This is a genomic window from Cytophagales bacterium, from assembly GCA_019456305.1.
Classification (GTDB): domain Bacteria; phylum Bacteroidota; class Bacteroidia; order Cytophagales; family VRUD01; genus VRUD01.
The window spans coordinates 15848-36259 of the sequence record VRUD01000015.1 but is presented as its reverse complement, the minus strand read 5'-3'; the positions used below and the strand labels follow the sequence as shown (position 1 = coordinate 36259).

The following is a 20412-nucleotide window of genomic DNA, read 5'->3' as shown; positions in this document are numbered from 1 at the left end:
TCCGTCTCTAAAAAGAAAGTTTTAAATCCCCTCTAAAAAGAGGAGATGTTACCCCGCTGACAGCGGGGTAACTGGGGTGTGTACAGACGCTCATTTGAAAATACACATACAGTTCATTAAATACACCGCAAGATCACCTCAACATTTGAGCGAGGAGAATAGTGGATGGTGATTACTCCCTGCTCCCTGTCCCAGGCTCCCCACTCCATACTTTATATTTCCAAATTTACAAATTTCATAATTTTACTTACATTTGCAATAAAAATTTAACATTGAAATGGATAATCCCAAAGGTAAATTAATAGCCATAGGAGGCAGCGAGGATAAAGGCACGGAAGAAGAACCGGTTTTACTGCAGCAATTATCGCTGAATTTTTTCCAACCGGAGATATTAAACCGGATAGTAACTGAAATAAAAGGGGTAGATTCCCATATTGAAATTATTACTACTGCATCTTCAATACCAGAAGAAATAGGTGAAAAGTACATAGAAGGATTTGGTAATCTGGGTTGCAGCAATGTTGGTGTTTTGCATATCAGGAGCAGAGAAGATGTACAAATACCTGAATATGTGGAACGGATATCAAAAGCAGATGGTGTGATGTTTACAGGAGGTAATCAATTGAGGTTAAGCACGATCTTGGGTGGGACAGAATTTCTTGAGATCTTACAACAAAGATACAGGAATGAAAATTTTGTGATCGCAGGAACCAGTGCAGGCGCTATGGCTATGTCTAACACCATGATCTACCAGGGAAGCAGTTCAGAGGCGCTTTTAAAAGGACAGGTGAAAATCACTACCGGTCTGGCTTTTATGCAGGATGTGATAATCGATTCTCATTTTGTAAAAAGAGGAAGATTTGGCCGGCTGGCCCAGGCAGTTGTGAGCAATCCATCTTGTATAGGGATCGGTTTGGGAGAAAATACCGGTGTGTTAATTACAGGTGGTTCTAAAATGGAAGCTATTGGATCAGGATTGGTTATAATCGTTGACGGCCATGATATCCGCCATAGCAACATCACCGAAATAGAGCAGGGAAAGCCCATCTCTATTGAAAACCTTACCGTACACGTTTTGGCTAAAGGAAATGTGTATAATGTGAAAGAGAGAAGTTTTGCCGTAAATACAATTGGGGAGAAAATATAATTATGGAAACACTTGGAACAATTGCGATTTATTTATTAGCAATAATGCTGCTGATCATTATCACTTCTATGGCTTTTCCGTTTGGATTTTCTGATTTTTTCAACAAAAAAAAGTCACAATCCAAAAAATAATGAAAAGCTATTAATGATGGTATTTATATTTATTTTTAAACATACCCTATGAGCATTAAAGAAAAAATAACAAAAGAAATTGACATGTTGCCCGAACCGGCACTTGAACAATTATATCATTATTTACAATATTTCAGAAAAGATAAAATACAAAGGCATATTAAAAAAAATTCCGAAGAAGAAGAATGGGTACAATTCGCAATGCAGGAATTTTTGAAGGGATATGCTAAAAGCGATGCGATTTATGACAAATTATAAAATTGCAACTATTCACAAAAACAAAATTGATAAGACACTCGGAAAATTAACAATTAACTTTAAATCACTACTTTTGACACAAAACAAAATAATATGAAATTAGATGTGCTTATAGAAAAAGACGAAACCGGCTATTATGTAGCAGAGGTTCCTGCATTACCGGGCTGTTTGTCGCAGGGAAAGACACTTGCCGAAGCGGAAGAAAACATCAAAGAAGCCATTGAATTATGGTTGGAAGTGATGAATGAAAAAACACCCCCCCTGCAACAAGAGCAAAAAAATATTTCCGCAAAAGAATTGCTGTTGAAGTATGAGTGACAGGTTAAAACTTTGTTCCGGGACAGATGCTGTAAAAAAGTTCCAGCGAAAAGGATGGATAATAAAAAGACAAAAGGGATCTCATATTATGCTGACCAAACATTGAAAATATAAATAAAACACTTGTATATAATCATAGACAACTAGACAGTAGTTAAAAATAAAGTATTATCACCACTTATTATTATGGAAACTATAACAATATCTGCTAAATGTAATAATGGCAAGCTCATACCTTTGAAGCCATTGCCTAAAGGTACTGATTATGATGCATTAATTATATTGATGCGGCCTGAAAAGAAAACAAAACAATCCCGAGTACTCGGGATAAAGAATAAACCTTTATCATCAAATAAAATAAAATCAAAAAATTCAAAAAAGCCAATTATGAAAACTTTTAAACTGAAAGGTCAATTTGATAATATTAATATTAGAGAAAAAGCCTATGAGTAAAATAGTTATAGATACAAATATTTTCGTTTATGCTATTGATGAGGACTCGAAGTTTTTTACAAAATCACAAAATTTCCTTCTTGATACAAAATATGAGCAATTTACGACTTCAAAAAATATCTCTGAATTTTTAGCTGTTGTAACTCGAGGTAAGTTCCCTATTCAAATTAAGGATGCGTTAAGTGTTGTTAATGATATTAAGAGTTCTATGAATGTTTTGTTCCCAACATTAAGTAGCTTTTCGATTTTTGAAGAATTATTATCAAAGTACGAACCTGTTGGTTTGAAAATTCATGATTTTGAAATTGCAAGCATTGGGTTAGGTAACCAGATTTCTCAAGTAGCAACATTTAACCGTAAGGATTTTGTTGAAATAAAAGAAATTAATTTAATTAGTCTATCATGAAAACGCTAAAATTCTAAATTTTTTGCTTTTTCCTTGCATTTAATAATGTTGTTACTTTACTTTGAATTTCTTAGCGGTGTCCTTTACATAAATTGTGTAATTTTACTGCAAATTTTAAATAAATCATGAAACAAAACGCTAAAATGAAATTACTTGAATTAGAAGTTGAAGATTCTATATTTAAGATTATTAAAGATTTTTTATATCTGTTACCAAAAAATAAAATAAAAGTAACTGAAATAGAAGGATATTATCATATTCCTTCCGTTTCAGATAATGAACAAAAAGATATTGAGAAAATCTTGAAGGATAAAAATTATCATGTGCCATCCCGATCGAAATTGTCAAAATTGTGAACCTGCAGATACTATATTCATAAATGTTATCGATTTTAGAGGTGATATATATAAATAAACAGATATTTAAACCCTATAAATAATGAAAAAAACACTGCTCTTTATCTGTGCCTGCCCCGTTTTCTCGGTGGTAATCCTTCTTAATCTGTGTTTTAATCTGTGTTCTGCTCAAACAACCGTATGCACCGGTGACACTGCTCTTTTAATCCTAAACAGCTACAGAGGCAGCATCCAATGGCAGCAATCCACCGATTCAATTACCTGGGACAGTATCCCGGGAGCAACATCCGATACCGAACAGGTAATTGTTGACACCACCACCTGGTACCGTGCCCAGGTCATTGAAGGAACCTGTCAGCCTGTTTATTCCGGCATTAAAAAGTTTATAATAATTCCGGGTTTTTGCTGTGGAACCGATTCCGTTCAGGATGCAGATGGTAATTGGTATAATACGGTATTAATCGGCACACAATGCTGGATGGCTGAAAATCTTAATGTAGGAACTTATGTTGCGGTAGTAACCGGAGGACAAACCAATAATGCCGTTATTCAAAAATATTGTCAGAATCTTGCCGGGGTTAATGATACTACCTGCCCACTTGGTGGATTATACGAGTGGGGTGAGGCGGTTCAATACTTAAATGGGGCAAGCAACACAACATCACCAACTCCCGCTTTTTCCGGTAATGTGCAGGGCGTTTGCCCTACCGGCTGGCACCTGCCCACCGATGCCGAGTGGTGTACTATGGAAAACACCGTAGAAGCAGGCACTGACCCAAGTTGCAGTTTAACAGGATGGCGCGGAACAAATACAGGCGGCATGCTTAAACAAGCAGGAACTACAAATTGGACTACCCCGAATACCTGTACTGGAAGCTGCAACAGCAGCAATTTCACCGCCCTTCCGGGTGGCGGCTCCTGGGCTGGCACGTTCTTCAATGTCGGTATCTACGGTTACTGGTGGACGGCTGCCGGGAGTGGCGCTACCATTGCCTGGATCCGCTACCTGCACTATATTAACGCTCAGGTGACCCGCAAGGACGATAATAAGCCGTCCGGCTTTAGTGTGCGTTGCATTCAGGACTGCCCTCTACCCGCTACTCCAGATACTATCAACGGTTCAACAAATGTAAATACCGGGCAACCAGGAGTAAGCTATTCCATTGATACAGTTCCGGGAGTTGCATCTTATACATGGACAGTGCCCCCTGGAGCAACAATAGCATCCGGGCAGGGAACAGACAGCATAACAGTTGACTTTGACACCACATCTGGCGATGTATGCGTTACAGCAACCAACAGTTGCGGAACAAGCTCTGCAAGCTGCCTGGCAGTAACTGTTAATCCTGCATTTGTATGTGGTACCGATTCTGTTCAGGATGCTGACGGCAATTGGTATAATACGGTATTAATAGGCACACAATGCTGGATGGCTGAAAACCTTAATGTAGGCACTTATGTTCCGGTGGCATCAGGAGGACAAGCCCCTGTCGGCACTCAAAAATATTGTCAGAATTTAAGTGGGGTTAATGATCCAACTTGCCCTTTTGGCGGCTTATACGAATGGGATGAAATGATGGACGGTTCACTTACCTGCAATGGAACAGCCCCGCCACCTGACGACAATGTGAAGTGTACACCACCTGTACAAGGCGTTTGCCCTACGGGTTGGCACGTACCTTCTCATTATGAATGGACCTTATTGGAAAAAAATGTTGGCACCAACCCGGGCGCATTTCCTTATGACGTTACTACAACCGGATGGCTTGGAACAGACGAAGGCGGCAACCTCAAACAAACCGGCACCACCAACTGGACAACTCCCAACGCAGGCGCCACCAACAGCAGCGGGTTTACTGCCCTTCCGGGTGGTTACTCCTGGTCTGGTTCGTTCGTCGGTGCCGGTAACGACGGCATCTTGTGGAGTTCTACCGAGAATAGCGGTACGCTTGCGTGGATCCGGAACTTGAATTACGCGGAGGCGCGCGTGTTCCGCGATAACAATAATAAGGCGTTCGGCTTTAGTGTTAGGTGTGTTAAGGACTGATTATTTGACTATTTGACAATTCGTTTTTTTCAGAAAATGGCGATAATGGAAAAATTCAAAGACAAATACCGAATTGAATCCACACGTTTAAAAGGGTGGGATTATGCAAACCCCGGATTTTATTTTGTAACAGGTTGTGTGCAAAACCGTGAATGTGTTCTGGGTAGAATAGAAAATGGAAAAATGATATTGTCCAATGCAGGCGAAATGGTAAAAACCGAATGGTTTAAGACCCCTGAAATCAGAAAAAACATCCAATTGGATGCATTTCAGATCATGCCAAATCATTTTCACGGGATCATTGTCATTATCCATCGAATTGATAATCCTGGTAATAACAAATCCGATCCCAATGGCATTGATGGTGCAATTGGTAGGGGTGATTCAATTGGTAGGGATGGTGAAATTGTAGAGACACGGTGCACCGTGTCTCTACAATCCCCATCCCCATCGCAACCGTACCTGTTACCACCGGAACAATACATACGACAGGGGTTCAGCCGTACGTACAAAAACAAATTCGGACCGCAACGGAATAATCTTTCGTCAATCATGGGCGGAATTAAATCTGCCGTCACGGTTAATATCCGCAAAATGACACCGGATTTTCAATGGCAGCGCCTGTTTAACGATCATGTCATAAGGAATTCACGGGAATTAAACAGAATAAGACAATACATAAAAAACAATCCGGCAAACTGGGATACGGACGATAAAAACCCAAAAAATCCGGAACGTAAAGGCGCCCAATTTGGGCGTCTCAACGTACCTGGAAATATAAAACCATGAAAAAAGAGATCATAGCAAAATTGTTTGCTCAAAATGATGAGGGATAATTCTGACATTGGAAAAATAAAAATACTGATGGATGAGTTGGGGAATAACTTAACCCAGCCGGTCATTATATACTTTACAGGTGGAGCAACTGCTGTTTTATTGTGTTATAGGGAAATGACATTAGACGTGGATATAAAGCCGGTACCGGATCATTCAGAAGTGTATAATAAGATAAGGGATTTAAAGGAGGAGTTGAATATAAATATAGAGTTGGCAGCGCCCGATAACTTTATTCCGGAGTTGCCAAACTGGAAAGAAAGAAGTATCTTTATAGAAAAGATCGGGAAAGTGGATTTTAAACATTATGACCTGTACAGCCAGGTGATGGCAAAGGTAGAAAGAGGAAGTGAACAGGATATTAAAGATGCAAAGAATTTTGTTAAGCATTCTGTTGATACAGAAAAGCTAATGAATTTTTTTATTCAGATAAAGGAGCGCTTTATAAAATATCCTGCAATTAACCCGGAAGAATTAGAGAGAAAGTTAATTGAATTCAGTTCAGCAATATCAAACTAACCGTAGCGCGATATTTATATCGCGGGATATATAATTTTACCACGAAATAAATTTCGTGCTACAATATTTTTACTTTTTACTTTTTACTTTTTACTTAAATTTCGTAATGAAGTTACAAAATAGAAAAATAAGGAAATACGAAAAACTCCCGGGATGGGAATTGGTTTCAGTGGGCCTAAGGGATTTGTCAGAAGAAAGATACGATACAGTAGAGGCTCTTTTAGTACTAATGTATTCATCAAGACTTAAATTTAATGGTATTGGAATTCCGGGAAAATCGGAAGATGATCCTAACGTTTCATATAATATGAAATTATACAGGCTTTTAGAGAAAAACAAGGAAGATGCACATTCAAAGTACAATGCATTGCAGAGAAGAATTATAAGCTTTTGTTCTACTGTAGAGGTATTGGGCATAAATCGCTGAAGGGCATCTCTAAAAACTACACCATACATTCCCCTCTATCAAGAGGGGCAAGGGGTGTGTTTTAAAAAATATGTAGTTTTTAGAGATGCCCTGAATATTCTAAATCATTGTTTAAAACATTTTAAAAATGAAAAAAACAATACTCTTAATCTGTGTAATCTTTTTAAATCTGTGTAATCTGTGTAATAATCCGTGTTCCGCACAGATAATTGAGATTTTTACGATTACCCAGCCACCTCTGTTAGAAGATAGTATTATTGGCACAAACATCTCCTGCTTTGGTGGCTCTAACGGAACAGCCCAGGTTATGCCATCAGGAGGTACATCACCCTATACTTATGGTTGGTCAGGTGGAGCAACACCACTGTTAGCTACTAACTTCAACTTGCCGGCAGACACTCATACTGTAACTGTAACAGATTCCAACGGATGCACTGTAACAGACAGCATAATACTTACTGAACCCGCTCTACTTACAACCACCATAAGCAGCACACAAGATTCAGGCATCTGTAATGGTACTGCCACTGCCAATCCTTCCGGTGGCGCTTCACCATACAATTTCTGGTGGAACGGTTCTTCAGGCAATCAAACAGAAACCGGGCTTTGTACTGATTCAACCCTTATTTTGATGGTTTGGGATAATAATTCATGTACAGCTTATGATACGGTTACCATCAGCCTTATTTCACTTCCTTTAACAATAACCGTCACAGGAACAGATGTAACCTGCTATGGAGGCAGCGATGGCGCTGCAGACCTGACCGTGACCGGGGGAGTGGCGCCTTATTTTTATTTATGGTCAAATGATTCAACCATACAGGATCTTACAGGAATACCGGCGGGCACATACATTATAAGTGTTACGGATTCCGATACTTTACCGGCAACAGTATATGACGCCATAACAATAGTTGAACCACCTGCTTTAACTATTTCCATTTTGGGAATAGATGCGACTTGCAATGGTTGCAATGATGGCTCAGCGAATTTATCAGTTTCAGGAGGCAGCCCGCCTTATTCTTACCTATGGTCAACAGGAGATACAACACAGGATATTGCCTTTAGTCTGCTTGCAGGAACTTACACAGTAACCGTAACAGACTCAAACAGCTGTATTGCAATTGATAACGTTACCATTTCAGAACCTTCCCCGGTCTCAATTACTGTAACTATCACAGATATTTCCTGTAATGGCGTTTGTGAAGGCGCTGCTACCGTAACTCCATCAGGAGGTACAGCGCCCTATAATTTCTTTTGGAGCACCGGGCAAACTGATACTGCTACTGTCACTGCTACTGCTACTTCTCTTTGTGCCGGTAACTATAGCATTATTATCACCGATGCTGTTGCAAACACAGTATCAGGTACGATAACGATCTCTGAGCCTGATACCATCACCATAACAATAACTACAACAACTGCAATCTGCGGTACTGCCACTGCCACTGCCACTGCTACTGTTTCAGGCGGAACGCCTCCTTACAATTACGTATGGTCAAGCGGAGATACTACGGAAACAGATTCGTCATTAGCAGCAGGGCTCCATTTTATCACAGTAACCGATACCAATGGCTGTATCGCTTATGGCACTGCAACGGTCAGTGATGTGGGAGCGCCTGTAATTAGCGATTCAATAACAGACGTTACCTGCAATGGCGCTGCAGATGGAGCGATCAGCATCAGCGCAACAGGAGACACTACGGATGGAAATTCTTATGTATGGTCAAACGGCAGCGCTTCACAAATTCTCACAAATCTCATCGGAGGTATCTACGAAGTAACCGTTACAGGCAACCTGTCCGGTTGTGTTTCAACAGCAAGCTTCACGATTTTTGAACCTGACCCCATCACCTTAACCGTAAACACAGTGGATGCTTCCTGCGGCAACGCTGACGGTATTGCTTCTGTAAATGTTACCGGTGGAACAGGGACATATACTTACTTCTGGTCTACAGGAGGCACTAATTCATTTGAAACAGGCCTGGCGGCCGGTGTGTATGCAGTGAACGTTATGGATGCAAATGGATGTATGAGTATAAGCCCTGTCATTATCAATAATCTTGGAGGGCCGGTCATTACTATGAATTTACAAACCAACACAAGCTGTGGCAGCCCTTCAGGAGGGGCGATAGATATAAATGTAACAGGAGGCGCCTTGCCTTATACCTACCTATGGTCAAATGGACTTACAACCCAGGATATAAATAACCTGACAGATACATCATATAATGTCATAATTACAGATTCTAATGGCTGTATTGGTTCTGAGAGTTTCTCTATTTCCCAAAAACTTCCCTTATCTCAAGCGATTTGTATCGTTACGGTTGATAGTGCAACGGGAAAGAATCTCATCGTTTGGGAGAAAAACCCGGATCCGTCTTTTTACAACATTTACAAAGAAGGCTCCGCAGCCAATGTTTATTTCCTTCTTGCAAGCGTGCCGTATGATTCTGTGAGCACTTTTCTTGATATTTTAGCCGATCCTAAGCAAAGGTCTTGGAGATATAAAATTACAGCAGTAGATTCCTGCGGCAACGAATCAGCGTTGAGCCAGTTGCACAAAACCATGCACCTGACCATGAACCTCGGCTTAGGCGGAGTGATCAATCTTATCTGGGATCATTATGAAGGGTTTAATTTTGGAACTTATTACATTTACAGGGGAACACTAGCTTCACCATCGCTTGATTCAATTTATGCTATTGCCAGTAACAACCATTCCTGGACCGACCTTAATCCTCCGGTTACTCCAGAACTGTTTTACCAGGTTGCAGCAGTGCATCCTACAGAGTGTTCACCAACGTTCCTAACGCTCGGAGCGTTAGGAACGCCAGATCAAAAAAAGGTACTCGTTTACAATTCTGCCCGGTCAAATGTATCCAACCGGCTTATACCGACCGGTATCAATTTACAATCTTCTCCCGCCTTTGGCGGGATTCAATTAAAGGTTTATCCAAATCCATATACCAGTCAGACAGAGGTCACTTATTTCTTAAATGAAAAAGCCAATGTCTCATTAGAGGTATATAATATCCTGGGCAAAAAGATAGAGATGTTAGTTGACGAGGAACAGATCAGCGGAAAGTACCGGTATAGTTTCAGTGCAAAAGATCTGGGTTATTCTTCCGGAGTTTATATTTTGAAGTTGATTGTGGGTGATAGGGTACTTCTGAAGCAATTGTTGGAGTATTAAGTTGATCCTCCCGGGTACCCAGGGGTATCAGTTGACAATGGGAGCAATAAGACAATAGAATAATATAGCAATATATATCCGGTATCAGCATCAAGTTAATCAACTTTGATAAATAGCTGTCTGCGTTGGTTTCCCATTTCTTTTCCACGCCCGGTACATTCCTGCAGAATTAAATAAAAGCTCTAAGTTACCATTTCTATCAACAGCTATCAATCCGCCTTCACCGCCTAATTTTACAAGCTTTTCATTGATCACTGTTTCACAGGCCTCTCTTAATGACATTCCTTTGTATTCCATAAGGCAGGAAACATCATAGGCAGTAACAGCCCGGATGAAATATTCGCCATAACCGGTGCATGAAACAGCACAGGTTTGGTTATTGGCATACGTGCCTGCACCAATGATAGGGCTGTCACCAATTCTGCCGTATCTTTTGTTGGTCATGCCGCCAGTAGAGGTAGCGGCTGCAAGGTTTCCATGTTGGTCCGACACGACAGCCCCCACCGTACCGAATTTATTTTGTGGACTGACAGGAGCGCTATGGTCTAATTGATAATTACCGGTATCACGTATTTTCATCCACTGTTCATGGCGGTTTTGTGTAAAGAAATATTGATCAGGTTCAAATTCTACATTCATTTTTCGTGCAAAATCTTTTGCTCCTTTACCGCTTAGTATTATGTGGTCAGAATGTTGCATCACAACTTTTGCCAGTGATATGGGATTCTTAATATTTCTCACTGCAGCCACTGCCCCTGCCTCCAGGGTTTTACCACACATGATGGAAGCGTCCATTTCATGCTTGCCTTCATTGGTAAACACAGAGCCTTTCCCTGCATTGAACAAGGGGTTGTCTTCCATGCTTATTACAGCAGCTACCGCAGCATCTATAGCGCTGCCCCCACTTTTCAGTATTTTGATACCTGCACTTAAAGCATCTTCAAGGGCTTTTTTAGTTGCTTTCTCTTTCTCATCGGTCATCTGAGCAGGAAGTATGGTGCCTGCTCCACCGTGGATGGCGATTGCGGTTTTGTAGAGTTCTTGAATCAATTTTTAAGAATCATTTTACAATTCAAATACAATAGGATGGACTAATTTTACGGCAACCTTTTTCCCTCTCCGTTCGCCAGGTATCCACTGCGGCAAAAGCTTAATGACTCTCACAGCTTCTTCGTCAAGCTCTCTGGCAACGCTTTTCACCACTTTGACGTCTTTAATAAAACCAAACTTATCAATAACAAAGCTAACAAAAACTTTTCCCTTTATGTTTGCTTCTTTTGCTGATTCGGGATATTTTAAGTTTTTTGCAATAAATTCCAGCATTTTCTCTATACCACCCGGAAATTCAGGTTGTTTCTCAACAAGTAAGAAAATTTGTTCGGTTTCTACTTCCTCAACAGGCATATTAGCATTATATCCCATAGACCGTCCTGATTTTTTGCTCGTTTTTTCATTCACTTTTACTTTCGACTTAGGTGCAGCTTTAAACTCATTCATGTCACTTTTTCGTACAAGAGCAATCTGGTCTAAAACAGGCTCATTTTGTGCTGCGTCTTTGTCCTTATTATCTGCTTGAGGCGCTATGCCTTGCTTATTTCCATCTCTCTCAACTTTTCCTGCCAGATCTTCTGCAAAAGCAATTTCATTTCTATTTTCCCCTCCGGCACCTTCATTATTTTTAATATCATTTTCATTAGCGCTACTTTTGAATGAAATTAATTCTTCATTATTTTTACCTGCTCCAGCCTGCTTTTTAGTTTTTTTGATCTTTGAAAATGCTTTGTCATCAGCGGTTTCAATAGTTGCAGTTTCTGCCAGGGACATTTCTGATCTTAGCCTATCATCCTTTACAGCCCCTCCTAAATCCTCTCCCGAGTATTCTGGAAGAACTTTCCCATCTCTTTTCTCTTTTGCAGGAGTTTTTTTGGTTGGCTTGTTCTCCTCCATTTTTTCTTTCCCACCTTCTTCTTTCCCTTCTTTTGGGAGAGGGCGATGTCCTGTGGACATCGAGCCAGCTCCATGGGAGGGGGGCTTTTCATCAGTTTCTTCCTGCAGGTCTGTCAACAGCTCTTTTTCGTTAAATGGGAAATAATTGTTAACTAAAATATAAAAAGTCCCTGTCAATAATATTAATATAGCTGCCGCGGCTGCAATTCTCTTAAAATCAAAATAGATGATCTTTGCTTTGCCGGCAGTGGTTTTAGCACGAATTTCTTTGTTGATATCTGCTATATTTTTTTTAGTTTTAGAACCATCAGGCATTATTGATAATCCATCCAGGGCATCTGAACATAATTCGCAACCCAGAAGATGTTTCTCAACGGCATGCATTTGGTTTGTTATTAGCTGGTCTTCCAAATACTTTTGCAACGTTTCTAAAGAAAGACAACCAGTCGCAGAAAACAGCTTGTCTGGCGTCAAACCCTCCTTTAATATTTTATTTAATTTGTCTGACATAATATTAATCGTGTTTATGTGTTCACGTTTTCAAGTCTATGCTCTTAAACATAAGAAAACGTGAACACGTAAACACATTTTCATTGTCTTTTGTGATAATAACTTAATCATAGAAGTTTCATTTTATGCTTTTTATGCATTTCTTCTTTCAGGCATTTCTTCAGATTACGTTTACCGTTCTGAACAAAACTTTTTACTTGTTTGAAACTATAGCCTGTCAGAACTTCTATTTCATTATAGCATTTTTCCTGTAAATAAAACATTTCAATACAGATCTTTTGCTGCTCACTTAATTGCCCGATAGCAGCGTGTAAATTAATTATTTGTTGTTCTTTGTCTTCTGCCGGCAAAAGATGTTCATTGTTTAGATGTAAATATGATGTAATTTCCATATCGTCTGACTCAGTTATTTTATATTCCTCTTTTTTGCTTAATTCAATCCGCTCTTTACGTAGTTGCATTAAGCAATGATTTTTAGCTACACTGTGCACCCAGCTTTTAAAATTGGTTACCTCATGTTTGATCAGGTCAGTTAATAGTTTTTCAAATACCTGCATCACAGCATCCTGGCTTGCAGCTTCATCTTTGAGGTACTTCATGCAAACGCCAAAAACAAGGTGGGAATAACGTTGGAAAAGCGCTCCTACATAGGAATTATCATGCGAATCCCTGTATTTTTCAATCAGTTCGCTGTCTGTATCCTGCTTTTTGTGTTTTGATATGAGGAAACGCAATGGAATTATATTTTAATATTGAACCTAAAAATCTAAATTAAAAAGAGGAAAAGTACGTCCTATTGTGAATAAAGAGCTGCATTAAGACAATATGTTGCAAAAATTAATAATAATAGGGTCAACCAGCACCCAGTAACCAGCATCCAGTAACTGATAATTTGATGCATGATGTTAATAATGATTACAATTTAAGTTGTTTTTTTTTAATTTAGATTTTTAGGTAATATCTGTAATAAAACAAATTACGATGATATTATATTCAAATTTATCCGTCAAAAAAGTTTTTTTTACCAGTACAGCTCCACCACAGAACCAATTAAGATAAAAAGGGTAAACAGTCCCTTTAGCAAATCTTTAAGCAATCCTATATTTTCTTTTACAAAATCCTTATCCATATTATAATGCAAAAATATAAATTTTGTTTACAAAATTATCCTTCTAAGTAGGTATGAGTGCGGGAGTGCAAATTCCGCACAGTGGCGAAATTAACGATAAACATCTTTACGATGCTTGATGCGATAAATAAATATCAATTTTTCTTTATCATCTATCTCAAAAAGGATCCTGTAATTTCCGCTTCGTATTCTATAGCCCTCATCTACGGATAACTTTTGAATGCCAAAAGGGCGGGGATTATCTTCAAGTGTCTGAATTCGTAGTGCAATCCGAACCACTTCTTTGACAGGCAGTTTATCCAGGTCGTGTTGTGCAGCAGGTTTAATGATTATGTTGTATGCCACGGTTTTTCAGATATTGTGTGAGCGTTACATCTTTCCCTTTTTCTGTTTTTGCCTTTTCTAAATCACTTATGTCTTCAAGCAATTCAAACATCTCCGCAAAAAAAGGATTCACCTGCAATGCATTCCATTCTTTTAATGGAATCTTTACTTCCGTTTTTGTTTTGGTTATCATAATTTATGGACTATTTATTTTATTGACAATAACGCTTCCGCAAGTGTCAAGTTTCATCCCGACACATTGTCGGGACTATGATTTAGTTTGCCCCGCACCCCGAGTACTCTGGGTGCGGGGTTTGATGAAGCAAAAATAGAATTTTGTTTTTATTTCATTGTAATTTTTTTAAAAAATATTTGTGGAATTTATTCCCTCCCCGCATCTAATAGTCGAACACTGTGGAATGCAAACAAATTCCACAGGGTAAAAACCAAAATTAACATTAAATTTTAGAAATCATGAAAACACAACAAAACTCCCGGTTCAATACAAGGTGGTATTCAACCGGAATTACACTGAAAAATTCTTTCAGAGTAACATGTATAACGTTTTTAATGCTGTTATCATTATCAGCATGCGGAGAAAATTATTCTAATGGGTATTTCTCGTGGGAGTCCGACTCCAAGTTGGGCTCACACTTGATGAGTAATCAGAGCCCCACGGGCAGTGGGACTCTGATGAATACCAAAAATGGAGATGATAAAACCTTATCTCCGTACTTTTTTATTAAAAGTGATGATCCTTCAACAGATCAGATGCCGCTCAGCCATACCTCTGCAGAAGTGAATATAGCAGGGGTAATCGCTGATGTAAAGATCAAACAGGTTTATAAGAATGAAGGAACCAAAACGCTGGAGGCGATCTACATTTTTCCTGCTTCCACCAGGGCAGCGGTTTACGGTATGAAGATGATAGTAGGAAAAAGAACGCTTATTGCAAAGATAGAAAAGCGGGAAAAAGCCCGCAAGGATTATGAGCAGGCCAGGCAGCAGGGTAGAACGGCTTCTTTACTGGAGCAGCAGCGTCCGAATGTATTCCAGATGAACGTTGCCAACATCCTGCCCGGTGATACGATCACGGTTGAACTTTCCTACACTGAATTATTGATACCTGAAGATGGTATCTATGAATTCGTCTATCCGACAGTGGTAGGTCCAAGGTATTCCAATCAATCGGTAGCTACGGCATCTGCTTCAAGCGATCTTTGGGTTGCAAATCCTTATTTGGAAGAAGGCGTCAAACCTGATTATACTTTTGATATTAAAACTAATATTAATGCAGGTTTGCCGGTTCAGCAAGTTACATGCATATCGCATGATGTCAATATCAATTTTGACGGAGCTGTTTCTTCGATTATAACATTGAAGGAATCTGAAAAACATGCAGGAAATAAAGATTTCATACTTCGCTACAGGTTAGCAGGTAACCAGATAGAATCAGGACTGCTGTTGTACGAAGGCAAGGAGAATTTTTTCCTGATGATGCTTCAACCTCCGAAACGTGTGACTACAGACCAGATACCTCCCAGGGAGTACGTTTTTGTAGTAGATGTATCCGGTTCTATGCGTGGTTTCCCGCTTGATATTTCCAAAAAAATATTACGGGACCTGATAAGCAAATTACGTGCTTATGACAAGTTCAATGTGCTGCTTTTTGCAGGCACTTCATCTACATTGGCTGAGCAATCATTGCCTGCCACATCAGCAAATATTACCAAAGCTATTCAATTTATCGAAAAGCAGCGGGGTGGGGGAGGCACAGAATTGCTGCCGGCACTTAACCGGGCAATAAACCTCAAAGGCACAGAAGAATATTCAAGAACAGTTGTGATCTTAACTGACGGTTATGTTAGGGTAGAAAAAGAGGCTTTTGACCTGATTCGAAAGAATTTATCCACAGCTAATTTCTTTACATTTGGCATAGGTTCGAGCGTTAACAGGTATATCATAGAAGGGATGGCAAGGGTTGGCATGGGCGAACATTTTGTGGTAACAAAGCCGGATAAGGCAGAGGAAAAAGCTGATAAGTTCAGGAAGTATATTCAATTTCCTGTGCTGACAAATGCAAAGCTTGATTTTGGCGGTCTTGACGTGTATGACGTTGAACCATACAGCATACCCGATCTGTTAGCAGAACGACCCGTTATTGTATTTGGAAAATGGAGGGGAAATAACAAGGGAAAGATCACGCTGAATGGTATCTCTGGAAATAAAAAGTATTCAAAGACCATAGACGCAGCTAAGATCAAACCGGATAAAGGCAATTCAGCGCTGCGATACTTATGGGCCCGGCACCGTATTACCTTGCTTGATGACTACAATAAATTAAGCCGGAATGATGAGCGCATCAAAGAGGTTACGAACATAGGATTGAAATATAACCTGCTGACTGCCTATACCTCGTTTGTAGCCATTGATTCTGAAAGAAGAAATGCAGATGGCTTAATTACCACCGTGAAACAGCCTTTGCCATTGCCCGAGGGCGTGTCAAATTATGCGGTTGGTAGAGGGGGAGTTGGGGCAACTGGTGCAGCTAAAGTGAAAAAGTATAGTTATAGACAGGATAGTAATAATTCATTTTCTTCCAGGAACATTCAGGGAAAGCCAGTGCCAAAAGCAGATATGATAGGAGCTGCCACAGAGGAGTTAAAAGAGGAAGAGACAGAAAAGGTATTTCTTATCGTTGAAAAGATGCCTGAATTTCCGGGAGGGGTGACTAAATTGATGGAGTTTATCAAAAGCAACATCATATATCCCAAATCTGCCAAAGAAAAAGGGATTGCAGGAACGGTTTATATCAGCTTTGTGGTGGATATAGACGGCAGCATCAGGGATATTAAGGTGGTAAAAGGCATCAACAAAGAGCTGGATAAGGAAGCTCTCAGGGTTATTAAGCTGATGCCGCGATGGAACCCGGGTGAACAAAGAGGGAAAGCAGTGGCAGTGAAATATACCTTGCAAGTGAAGTTTACCCTGTAACTCAACTTTGTAACTCAACTTTTAAGTTGAGAAACCTTCATGGAGGCGCATTGAGATGCGCCTCTTTTTTTTATTACAAAATGTTTGAATTCAGGATAACGATATAAATATCATCTTACAAAATTTATTCCACCCAAAAAAGGGTTTAAACATAAAATAATACAAAAAATATTTAAAATTTTTGTCATTAATAAAAAAACACATACTTTTGACCACAAATTAAATCATTTTGAAATACGAAGTACGAATGACGAGGTACGAATTCGTAATTCTTAAATATAATTATGGATACATATGAAATTATAACCTTACTCATAGTCATTGCGACATTGTTTACATCAATTAATCGCACTATACTGAAATTGGAGGCTACAATTGGGTTAATGGTATTGGCGCTTTTGAGTTCAATGGCAGTTTTCATTGCGGGCTACGGCTTTCCACAATTAAGGGAAGGCTCTGAAGAAATTATGAAGAATTTTGATTTTACGGTAATAATGCTCGACATAATGCTGCCCTTTCTGCTTTTTGCAGGCGCCCTGCATATTAACCTCAAAAAACTTGCTGAGGAAAAATGGTCAATATTGTTATTAGCATTTGGTGGAGTGTTGATCTCTACATTTATTGTCGGTACATTGATGTATTTTGTTTTAGATTTCGTGCATTTACCTGTCAAATATATTCATTGTTTGTTATTCGGTGCATTAATATCTCCCACTGACCCGATTGCAGTTCTTGCACTGCTTAAAAAAACCAATATTTCTGAAAACCTGCAGATGAGGATCAATGGAGAATCTTTATTCAACGATGGAATAGGAGTAGTAGTATTCCTTACAATTCTGCACATTGCACAATCTACACCAGGAAGTTTTGAGCATCTTCATTTTGGTCCCTGGCAATATGGACCAGATACCTTCGGGGTCAAATATATTTCAATGCTCTTCACGCAGGAAGCGGTAGGAGGAGTAGTGCTCGGACTTATTTTAGGATATTTTGGCTATAAAACACTTGAATGGATACCTAATGAGTTTGTTCAATTGGAGGTGTTAGTCACCCTCTCATTTGTGATGGGTGGGACTATAGTTGCAACATTCCTGCATGTGTCTGGTCCTTTAGCTATGGTTGTATTGGGTATATCGTTAGGAAACAAGGGCAGAAGCGAGAAAATGTCTGAAGCAGTTGGAGATTATGTATATAGATTTTGGGATTTGATTGATGAATCTTTAAATGCCATTCTCTTTATATTAATAGGTTTGGAAATGCTGGTAATTAAATTTACAGGAGAATACATATTTGCCGGAGTTTTAGCTATTGCAATAGTGTTGTTTGCAAGGTTGGTTGGTGTAAGTATTCCGATAGGGATTATGTCTCTGGGTAAAAAATTTGAAAAAGGTACCATAAAAATATTAACATGGGGTGGTTTAAGAGGAGGTATATCAGTGGCGCTTGCTTTGGCTTTACCAAGTCTGGGTGTAATTCAATTGGCAGATAAAGAATTTGATACCAAAGATCTGATAGTTTCATTGACTTTCATTGTGGTTGTTTTTGCTATATTGGTGCAGGGGCTGACGATTCAGAAAGTTGCAGCAGCAGCAGGAGGGAAGAATAAACAGGAAGTAGATAGTGGGTAGCAGACAAATGCCTGAAATTTGAAATGACTAAAATGACAATGACTAATATATCTGTGTTATAATGAAATCATATACTGAACATTTATGGTTTATCAATCGTGAAAAAGTACAAAGGAATCAGAATAGCGTTTTCTGTAATCATTGTTTTATTGTTTTTCATCATTGTTTGCAAAATTCTTATACATTTTGAGATAAAGTATGAAGATTCCAATATCAATAATTTTCCAGATGCGATCTGGTACGCTATCGTAACATTAACAACGGTGGGTTACGGGGATAAGGTGCCTGTTTCACATGTAGGGAGGGTGATTGGGTCTGTTTTTGTGATCGTTAGCGTTGGGTTATATGGTTATCTTATCAGCCAGTTAACTATTTTTTTCAGGACTATGCAGGAAAATCAAAAATTAGGATACAACGGCACAAAATTTGCAAATCATGCCGTCATTATTGGATGGAATGAGTTTGGAAAGGTGGTAGCTGATCAGCTCGTTGCTGTTGGTAATAAAGTGGCAATCGTTACAAATAACAAAAGTGATATTGACCTGATACATAAAGATTTTGAGCAAAAGTATGTTTATGTGCTGTATGCAAACTTTAGTAGTATAGAACAGCTAAAAAAGGCAAATATTCACCATGCCTCTTCTGTTTTTATCAATCTGGATAATGATACTGAAAAATTGGTTTATGTCCTGAACCTTAAAAAGCATTTCTATGTCAGCAATTTTGTGGTAATGCTGGATAATGCAGACCTGAAGGATACTTTTTATGGCGCAGGTGTAACCTATATTGTATCAAAAAATGAGATTTCCTCCAGGCTGGTTGCCAGCTTTATTTTTGAACCGGACGTTGCTAACTATAGCGAAGATATTATGAGCTATCCTGTAGATGACGATGATTATGATATTAAGCAGTATAAGGTTATTTCTAAAAATCCTTTTATAGATCATAATTATAGAGATGTTTTCTTAGAATTGAAGAAAAAGTATAATTGCATACTGATTGGTTTGAGTAAAGAAGCGGGTGATAAAAGGAAGCTGCTAAAAAATCCTGAAGGGGATGTGAAAGTTGAATTGTATGACCATTTGATCATTATCACAAACGGCAAGTCACAAAAAGTGCTGTCAAAAGTTTTTGGCATTGAAGAAGGAGTGTTGGGGAATTGAAGATTAAAGTAAGATTTCAATTTGTTTGTTAAAGTAATTAAAATTTTATAGATTGCGTTATAGCTAAAGAAGGCTATATTTTAGAATAGCGTGTTAAACTGTATATTATATAATCCACGAGTAACAAGATTGAGAATAGGCAAAATTAATTATATACAAAGATCATGATTAAAAATCTGTTTCTATTCATAGCAATAATATTTTGTGCAAATGATCATGCTTACCCCGTTGGCGTTTTGGCGTGGAAGGATACTACTGTTTACACCAAAGTAGAGCACCCCCCGGATTTTCCCGGGGGCATGAAAAAAATGTATAAGTTCATTAAAAATAATATTCAGTACCCGGCTAAGGCATTAGAGAATAAGGTAAAAGGGAATGTTTTTGTTGCGTTTATCATTGAAAAAAATGGGAGTTTATCAAATATTCAAATCCTACAGGGTATAGGCTATGGTTGTGATGAAGAAGTTAGAAGAGTGATAAAATTGATGCCTCTCTGGATACCAGGCAAAGAAAATGAGGAGCCAAAAAGGGTTAAAATGACGCTGCCCCTTGAATTTCCGTTTGTAGATAAATATGCTAATGAGTGAACAAACCACTAATTACACTTGTAAAGAGTTTAAATTTA

21 protein-coding genes are annotated in these 20412 nt (G+C 38.9%); 16 read left to right on the top strand and 5 right to left on the bottom strand.

The window, feature by feature from the left end:
• Nucleotides 1–277 precede the first annotated feature (277 nt).
• The 12 genes from FVQ77_04935 (at nucleotide 278) to FVQ77_04880 (ending at nucleotide 10092) form a co-directional block, all read left to right on the top strand.
• A complete protein-coding gene (locus FVQ77_04935; protein MBW8049678.1) occupies nucleotides 278–1147 on the top strand; it encodes a cyanophycinase in 870 nt (289 codons plus the stop codon).
• 179 nt (nucleotides 1148–1326) lie between these two features.
• On the top strand, nucleotides 1327–1536 hold the full coding sequence (locus FVQ77_04930) for a hypothetical protein (protein ID MBW8049677.1): 210 nt from the start codon (nucleotides 1327–1329) through the stop codon (nucleotides 1534–1536).
• Between the two features lie 93 nt (nucleotides 1537–1629).
• Entirely contained in the window at nucleotides 1630–1854 is a 225-nt protein-coding gene (locus FVQ77_04925; GenBank protein ID MBW8049676.1) for a type II toxin-antitoxin system HicB family antitoxin, read from the top strand.
• Nucleotides 1847–1960 (top strand): type II toxin-antitoxin system HicA family toxin, encoded by a 114-nt coding sequence (locus FVQ77_04920; protein ID MBW8049675.1) that lies wholly within the window; start codon nucleotides 1847–1849, stop codon nucleotides 1958–1960. Before FVQ77_04925 ends, FVQ77_04920 begins: the two co-directional genes overlap by 8 nt.
• An 80-nt stretch (nucleotides 1961–2040) precedes the next feature.
• Nucleotides 2041–2307, top strand: coding sequence for a hypothetical protein (locus FVQ77_04915; protein ID MBW8049674.1), 267 nt, complete (start codon nucleotides 2041–2043; stop codon nucleotides 2305–2307).
• On the top strand, nucleotides 2300–2713 hold the full coding sequence (locus tag FVQ77_04910) for a type II toxin-antitoxin system VapC family toxin (protein ID MBW8049673.1): 414 nt from the start codon (nucleotides 2300–2302) through the stop codon (nucleotides 2711–2713). Before FVQ77_04915 ends, FVQ77_04910 begins: the two co-directional genes overlap by 8 nt.
• A 125-nt stretch (nucleotides 2714–2838) precedes the next feature.
• Nucleotides 2839–3069 carry a hypothetical protein gene (locus FVQ77_04905; protein ID MBW8049672.1) on the top strand — a complete coding sequence of 77 codons (231 nt, stop codon included), beginning with the start codon at nucleotides 2839–2841 and terminating at the stop codon, nucleotides 3067–3069.
• Nucleotides 3070–3151: 82 nt separating this feature from the next.
• Nucleotides 3152–5116: a hypothetical protein gene (locus tag FVQ77_04900; GenBank protein MBW8049671.1), complete on the top strand. Its 1965-nt coding sequence runs from the start codon at nucleotides 3152–3154 to the stop codon at nucleotides 5114–5116.
• A gap of 45 nt (nucleotides 5117–5161) precedes the next feature.
• Complete coding sequence (locus FVQ77_04895) at nucleotides 5162–5905, top strand: transposase (protein ID MBW8049670.1); 744 nt, start codon at nucleotides 5162–5164, stop codon at nucleotides 5903–5905.
• Between the two features lie 33 nt (nucleotides 5906–5938).
• Nucleotides 5939–6469 (top strand): hypothetical protein, encoded by a 531-nt coding sequence (locus FVQ77_04890; protein MBW8049669.1) that lies wholly within the window; start codon nucleotides 5939–5941, stop codon nucleotides 6467–6469.
• Between the two features lie 106 nt (nucleotides 6470–6575).
• Nucleotides 6576–6896, top strand: a complete 321-nt coding sequence (locus FVQ77_04885; protein ID MBW8049668.1) for a hypothetical protein — start codon at nucleotides 6576–6578, stop codon at nucleotides 6894–6896.
• 127 nt (nucleotides 6897–7023) lie between these two features.
• On the top strand, nucleotides 7024–10092 hold the full coding sequence (locus FVQ77_04880) for a T9SS type A sorting domain-containing protein (protein ID MBW8049667.1): 3069 nt from the start codon (nucleotides 7024–7026) through the stop codon (nucleotides 10090–10092).
• 99 nt (nucleotides 10093–10191) lie between these two features.
• Here FVQ77_04880 and FVQ77_04875 read toward each other — a convergent pair whose 3' ends face one another.
• From FVQ77_04875 to FVQ77_04855, 5 genes are all read right to left on the bottom strand, one after another.
• The gene (locus tag FVQ77_04875) at nucleotides 10192–11073 is read right to left on the bottom strand and encodes an isoaspartyl peptidase/L-asparaginase (protein MBW8049666.1); all 882 of its coding nucleotides are present in this window, start codon (nucleotides 11071–11073) and stop codon (nucleotides 10192–10194) included.
• A gap of 84 nt (nucleotides 11074–11157) precedes the next feature.
• Nucleotides 11158–12549 (bottom strand): energy transducer TonB, encoded by a 1392-nt coding sequence (locus FVQ77_04870; protein MBW8049665.1) that lies wholly within the window; start codon nucleotides 12547–12549, stop codon nucleotides 11158–11160.
• A 107-nt stretch (nucleotides 12550–12656) separates the two neighbouring features.
• Nucleotides 12657–13148 (bottom strand): sigma-70 family RNA polymerase sigma factor, encoded by a 492-nt coding sequence (locus tag FVQ77_04865; protein ID MBW8049664.1) that lies wholly within the window; start codon nucleotides 13146–13148, stop codon nucleotides 12657–12659.
• A gap of 620 nt (nucleotides 13149–13768) precedes the next feature.
• Nucleotides 13769–14023: a type II toxin-antitoxin system RelE/ParE family toxin gene (locus FVQ77_04860; protein ID MBW8049663.1), complete on the bottom strand. Its 255-nt coding sequence runs from the start codon at nucleotides 14021–14023 to the stop codon at nucleotides 13769–13771.
• Nucleotides 14001–14195 (bottom strand): hypothetical protein, encoded by a 195-nt coding sequence (locus FVQ77_04855; GenBank protein MBW8049662.1) that lies wholly within the window; start codon nucleotides 14193–14195, stop codon nucleotides 14001–14003. Before FVQ77_04855 ends, FVQ77_04860 begins: the two co-directional genes overlap by 23 nt.
• Before the next feature lie 281 nt (nucleotides 14196–14476).
• Here FVQ77_04855 and FVQ77_04850 point away from each other — a divergent pair, with 281 nt between their 5' ends.
• The 4 genes from FVQ77_04850 to FVQ77_04835 all read left to right on the top strand — a co-directional run bounded on the left by FVQ77_04850 (nucleotide 14477) and on the right by FVQ77_04835 (nucleotide 20374).
• Nucleotides 14477–16996, top strand: coding sequence for a TonB family protein (locus FVQ77_04850; protein MBW8049661.1), 2520 nt, complete (start codon nucleotides 14477–14479; stop codon nucleotides 16994–16996).
• A gap of 284 nt (nucleotides 16997–17280) precedes the next feature.
• Nucleotides 17281–18624, top strand: coding sequence for a sodium:proton antiporter (locus FVQ77_04845; GenBank protein ID MBW8049660.1), 1344 nt, complete (start codon nucleotides 17281–17283; stop codon nucleotides 18622–18624).
• A gap of 386 nt (nucleotides 18625–19010) precedes the next feature.
• Nucleotides 19011–19787, top strand: coding sequence for a TrkA family potassium uptake protein (locus FVQ77_04840; GenBank protein ID MBW8049659.1), 777 nt, complete (start codon nucleotides 19011–19013; stop codon nucleotides 19785–19787).
• A gap of 164 nt (nucleotides 19788–19951) precedes the next feature.
• The gene (locus FVQ77_04835) at nucleotides 19952–20374 is read left to right on the top strand and encodes an energy transducer TonB (protein ID MBW8049658.1); all 423 of its coding nucleotides are present in this window, start codon (nucleotides 19952–19954) and stop codon (nucleotides 20372–20374) included.
• Nucleotides 20375–20412: the final 38 nt, after the last annotated feature.

Excerpts from the sequence above, each read along its gene's own strand:
- FVQ77_04935 (MBW8049678.1), top strand. The coding sequence starts at position 278 with ATGGATAATCCCAAAGGTAAATTAATAGCCATAGGAGGCAGCGAGGAT.
- FVQ77_04930 (MBW8049677.1), top strand. The coding sequence starts at position 1,327 with ATGAGCATTAAAGAAAAAATAACAAAAGAAATTGACATGTTGCCCGAA.
- FVQ77_04925 (MBW8049676.1), top strand. The coding sequence starts at position 1,630 with ATGAAATTAGATGTGCTTATAGAAAAAGACGAAACCGGCTATTATGTA.
- FVQ77_04920 (MBW8049675.1), top strand. The coding sequence starts at position 1,847 with ATGAGTGACAGGTTAAAACTTTGTTCCGGGACAGATGCTGTAAAAAAG.
- FVQ77_04915 (MBW8049674.1), top strand. The coding sequence starts at position 2,041 with ATGGAAACTATAACAATATCTGCTAAATGTAATAATGGCAAGCTCATA.
- FVQ77_04910 (MBW8049673.1), top strand. The coding sequence starts at position 2,300 with ATGAGTAAAATAGTTATAGATACAAATATTTTCGTTTATGCTATTGAT.
- FVQ77_04905 (MBW8049672.1), top strand. The coding sequence starts at position 2,839 with ATGAAACAAAACGCTAAAATGAAATTACTTGAATTAGAAGTTGAAGAT.
- FVQ77_04900 (MBW8049671.1), top strand. The coding sequence starts at position 3,152 with ATGAAAAAAACACTGCTCTTTATCTGTGCCTGCCCCGTTTTCTCGGTG.
- FVQ77_04895 (MBW8049670.1), top strand. The coding sequence starts at position 5,162 with ATGGAAAAATTCAAAGACAAATACCGAATTGAATCCACACGTTTAAAA.
- FVQ77_04890 (MBW8049669.1), top strand. The coding sequence starts at position 5,939 with ATGATGAGGGATAATTCTGACATTGGAAAAATAAAAATACTGATGGAT.
- FVQ77_04885 (MBW8049668.1), top strand. The coding sequence starts at position 6,576 with ATGAAGTTACAAAATAGAAAAATAAGGAAATACGAAAAACTCCCGGGA.
- FVQ77_04880 (MBW8049667.1), top strand. The coding sequence starts at position 7,024 with ATGAAAAAAACAATACTCTTAATCTGTGTAATCTTTTTAAATCTGTGT.
- FVQ77_04875 (MBW8049666.1), bottom strand. The coding sequence starts at position 11,073 with ATGACCGATGAGAAAGAGAAAGCAACTAAAAAAGCCCTTGAAGATGCT.
- FVQ77_04870 (MBW8049665.1), bottom strand. The coding sequence starts at position 12,549 with ATGTCAGACAAATTAAATAAAATATTAAAGGAGGGTTTGACGCCAGAC.
- FVQ77_04865 (MBW8049664.1), bottom strand. The coding sequence starts at position 13,148 with ATGAAGTACCTCAAAGATGAAGCTGCAAGCCAGGATGCTGTGATGCAG.
- FVQ77_04855 (MBW8049662.1), bottom strand. The coding sequence starts at position 14,195 with ATGATAACCAAAACAAAAACGGAAGTAAAGATTCCATTAAAAGAATGG.
- FVQ77_04850 (MBW8049661.1), top strand. The coding sequence starts at position 14,477 with ATGAAAACACAACAAAACTCCCGGTTCAATACAAGGTGGTATTCAACC.
- FVQ77_04845 (MBW8049660.1), top strand. The coding sequence starts at position 17,281 with ATGGATACATATGAAATTATAACCTTACTCATAGTCATTGCGACATTG.
- FVQ77_04840 (MBW8049659.1), top strand. The coding sequence starts at position 19,011 with ATGCAGGAAAATCAAAAATTAGGATACAACGGCACAAAATTTGCAAAT.
- FVQ77_04835 (MBW8049658.1), top strand. The coding sequence starts at position 19,952 with ATGATTAAAAATCTGTTTCTATTCATAGCAATAATATTTTGTGCAAAT.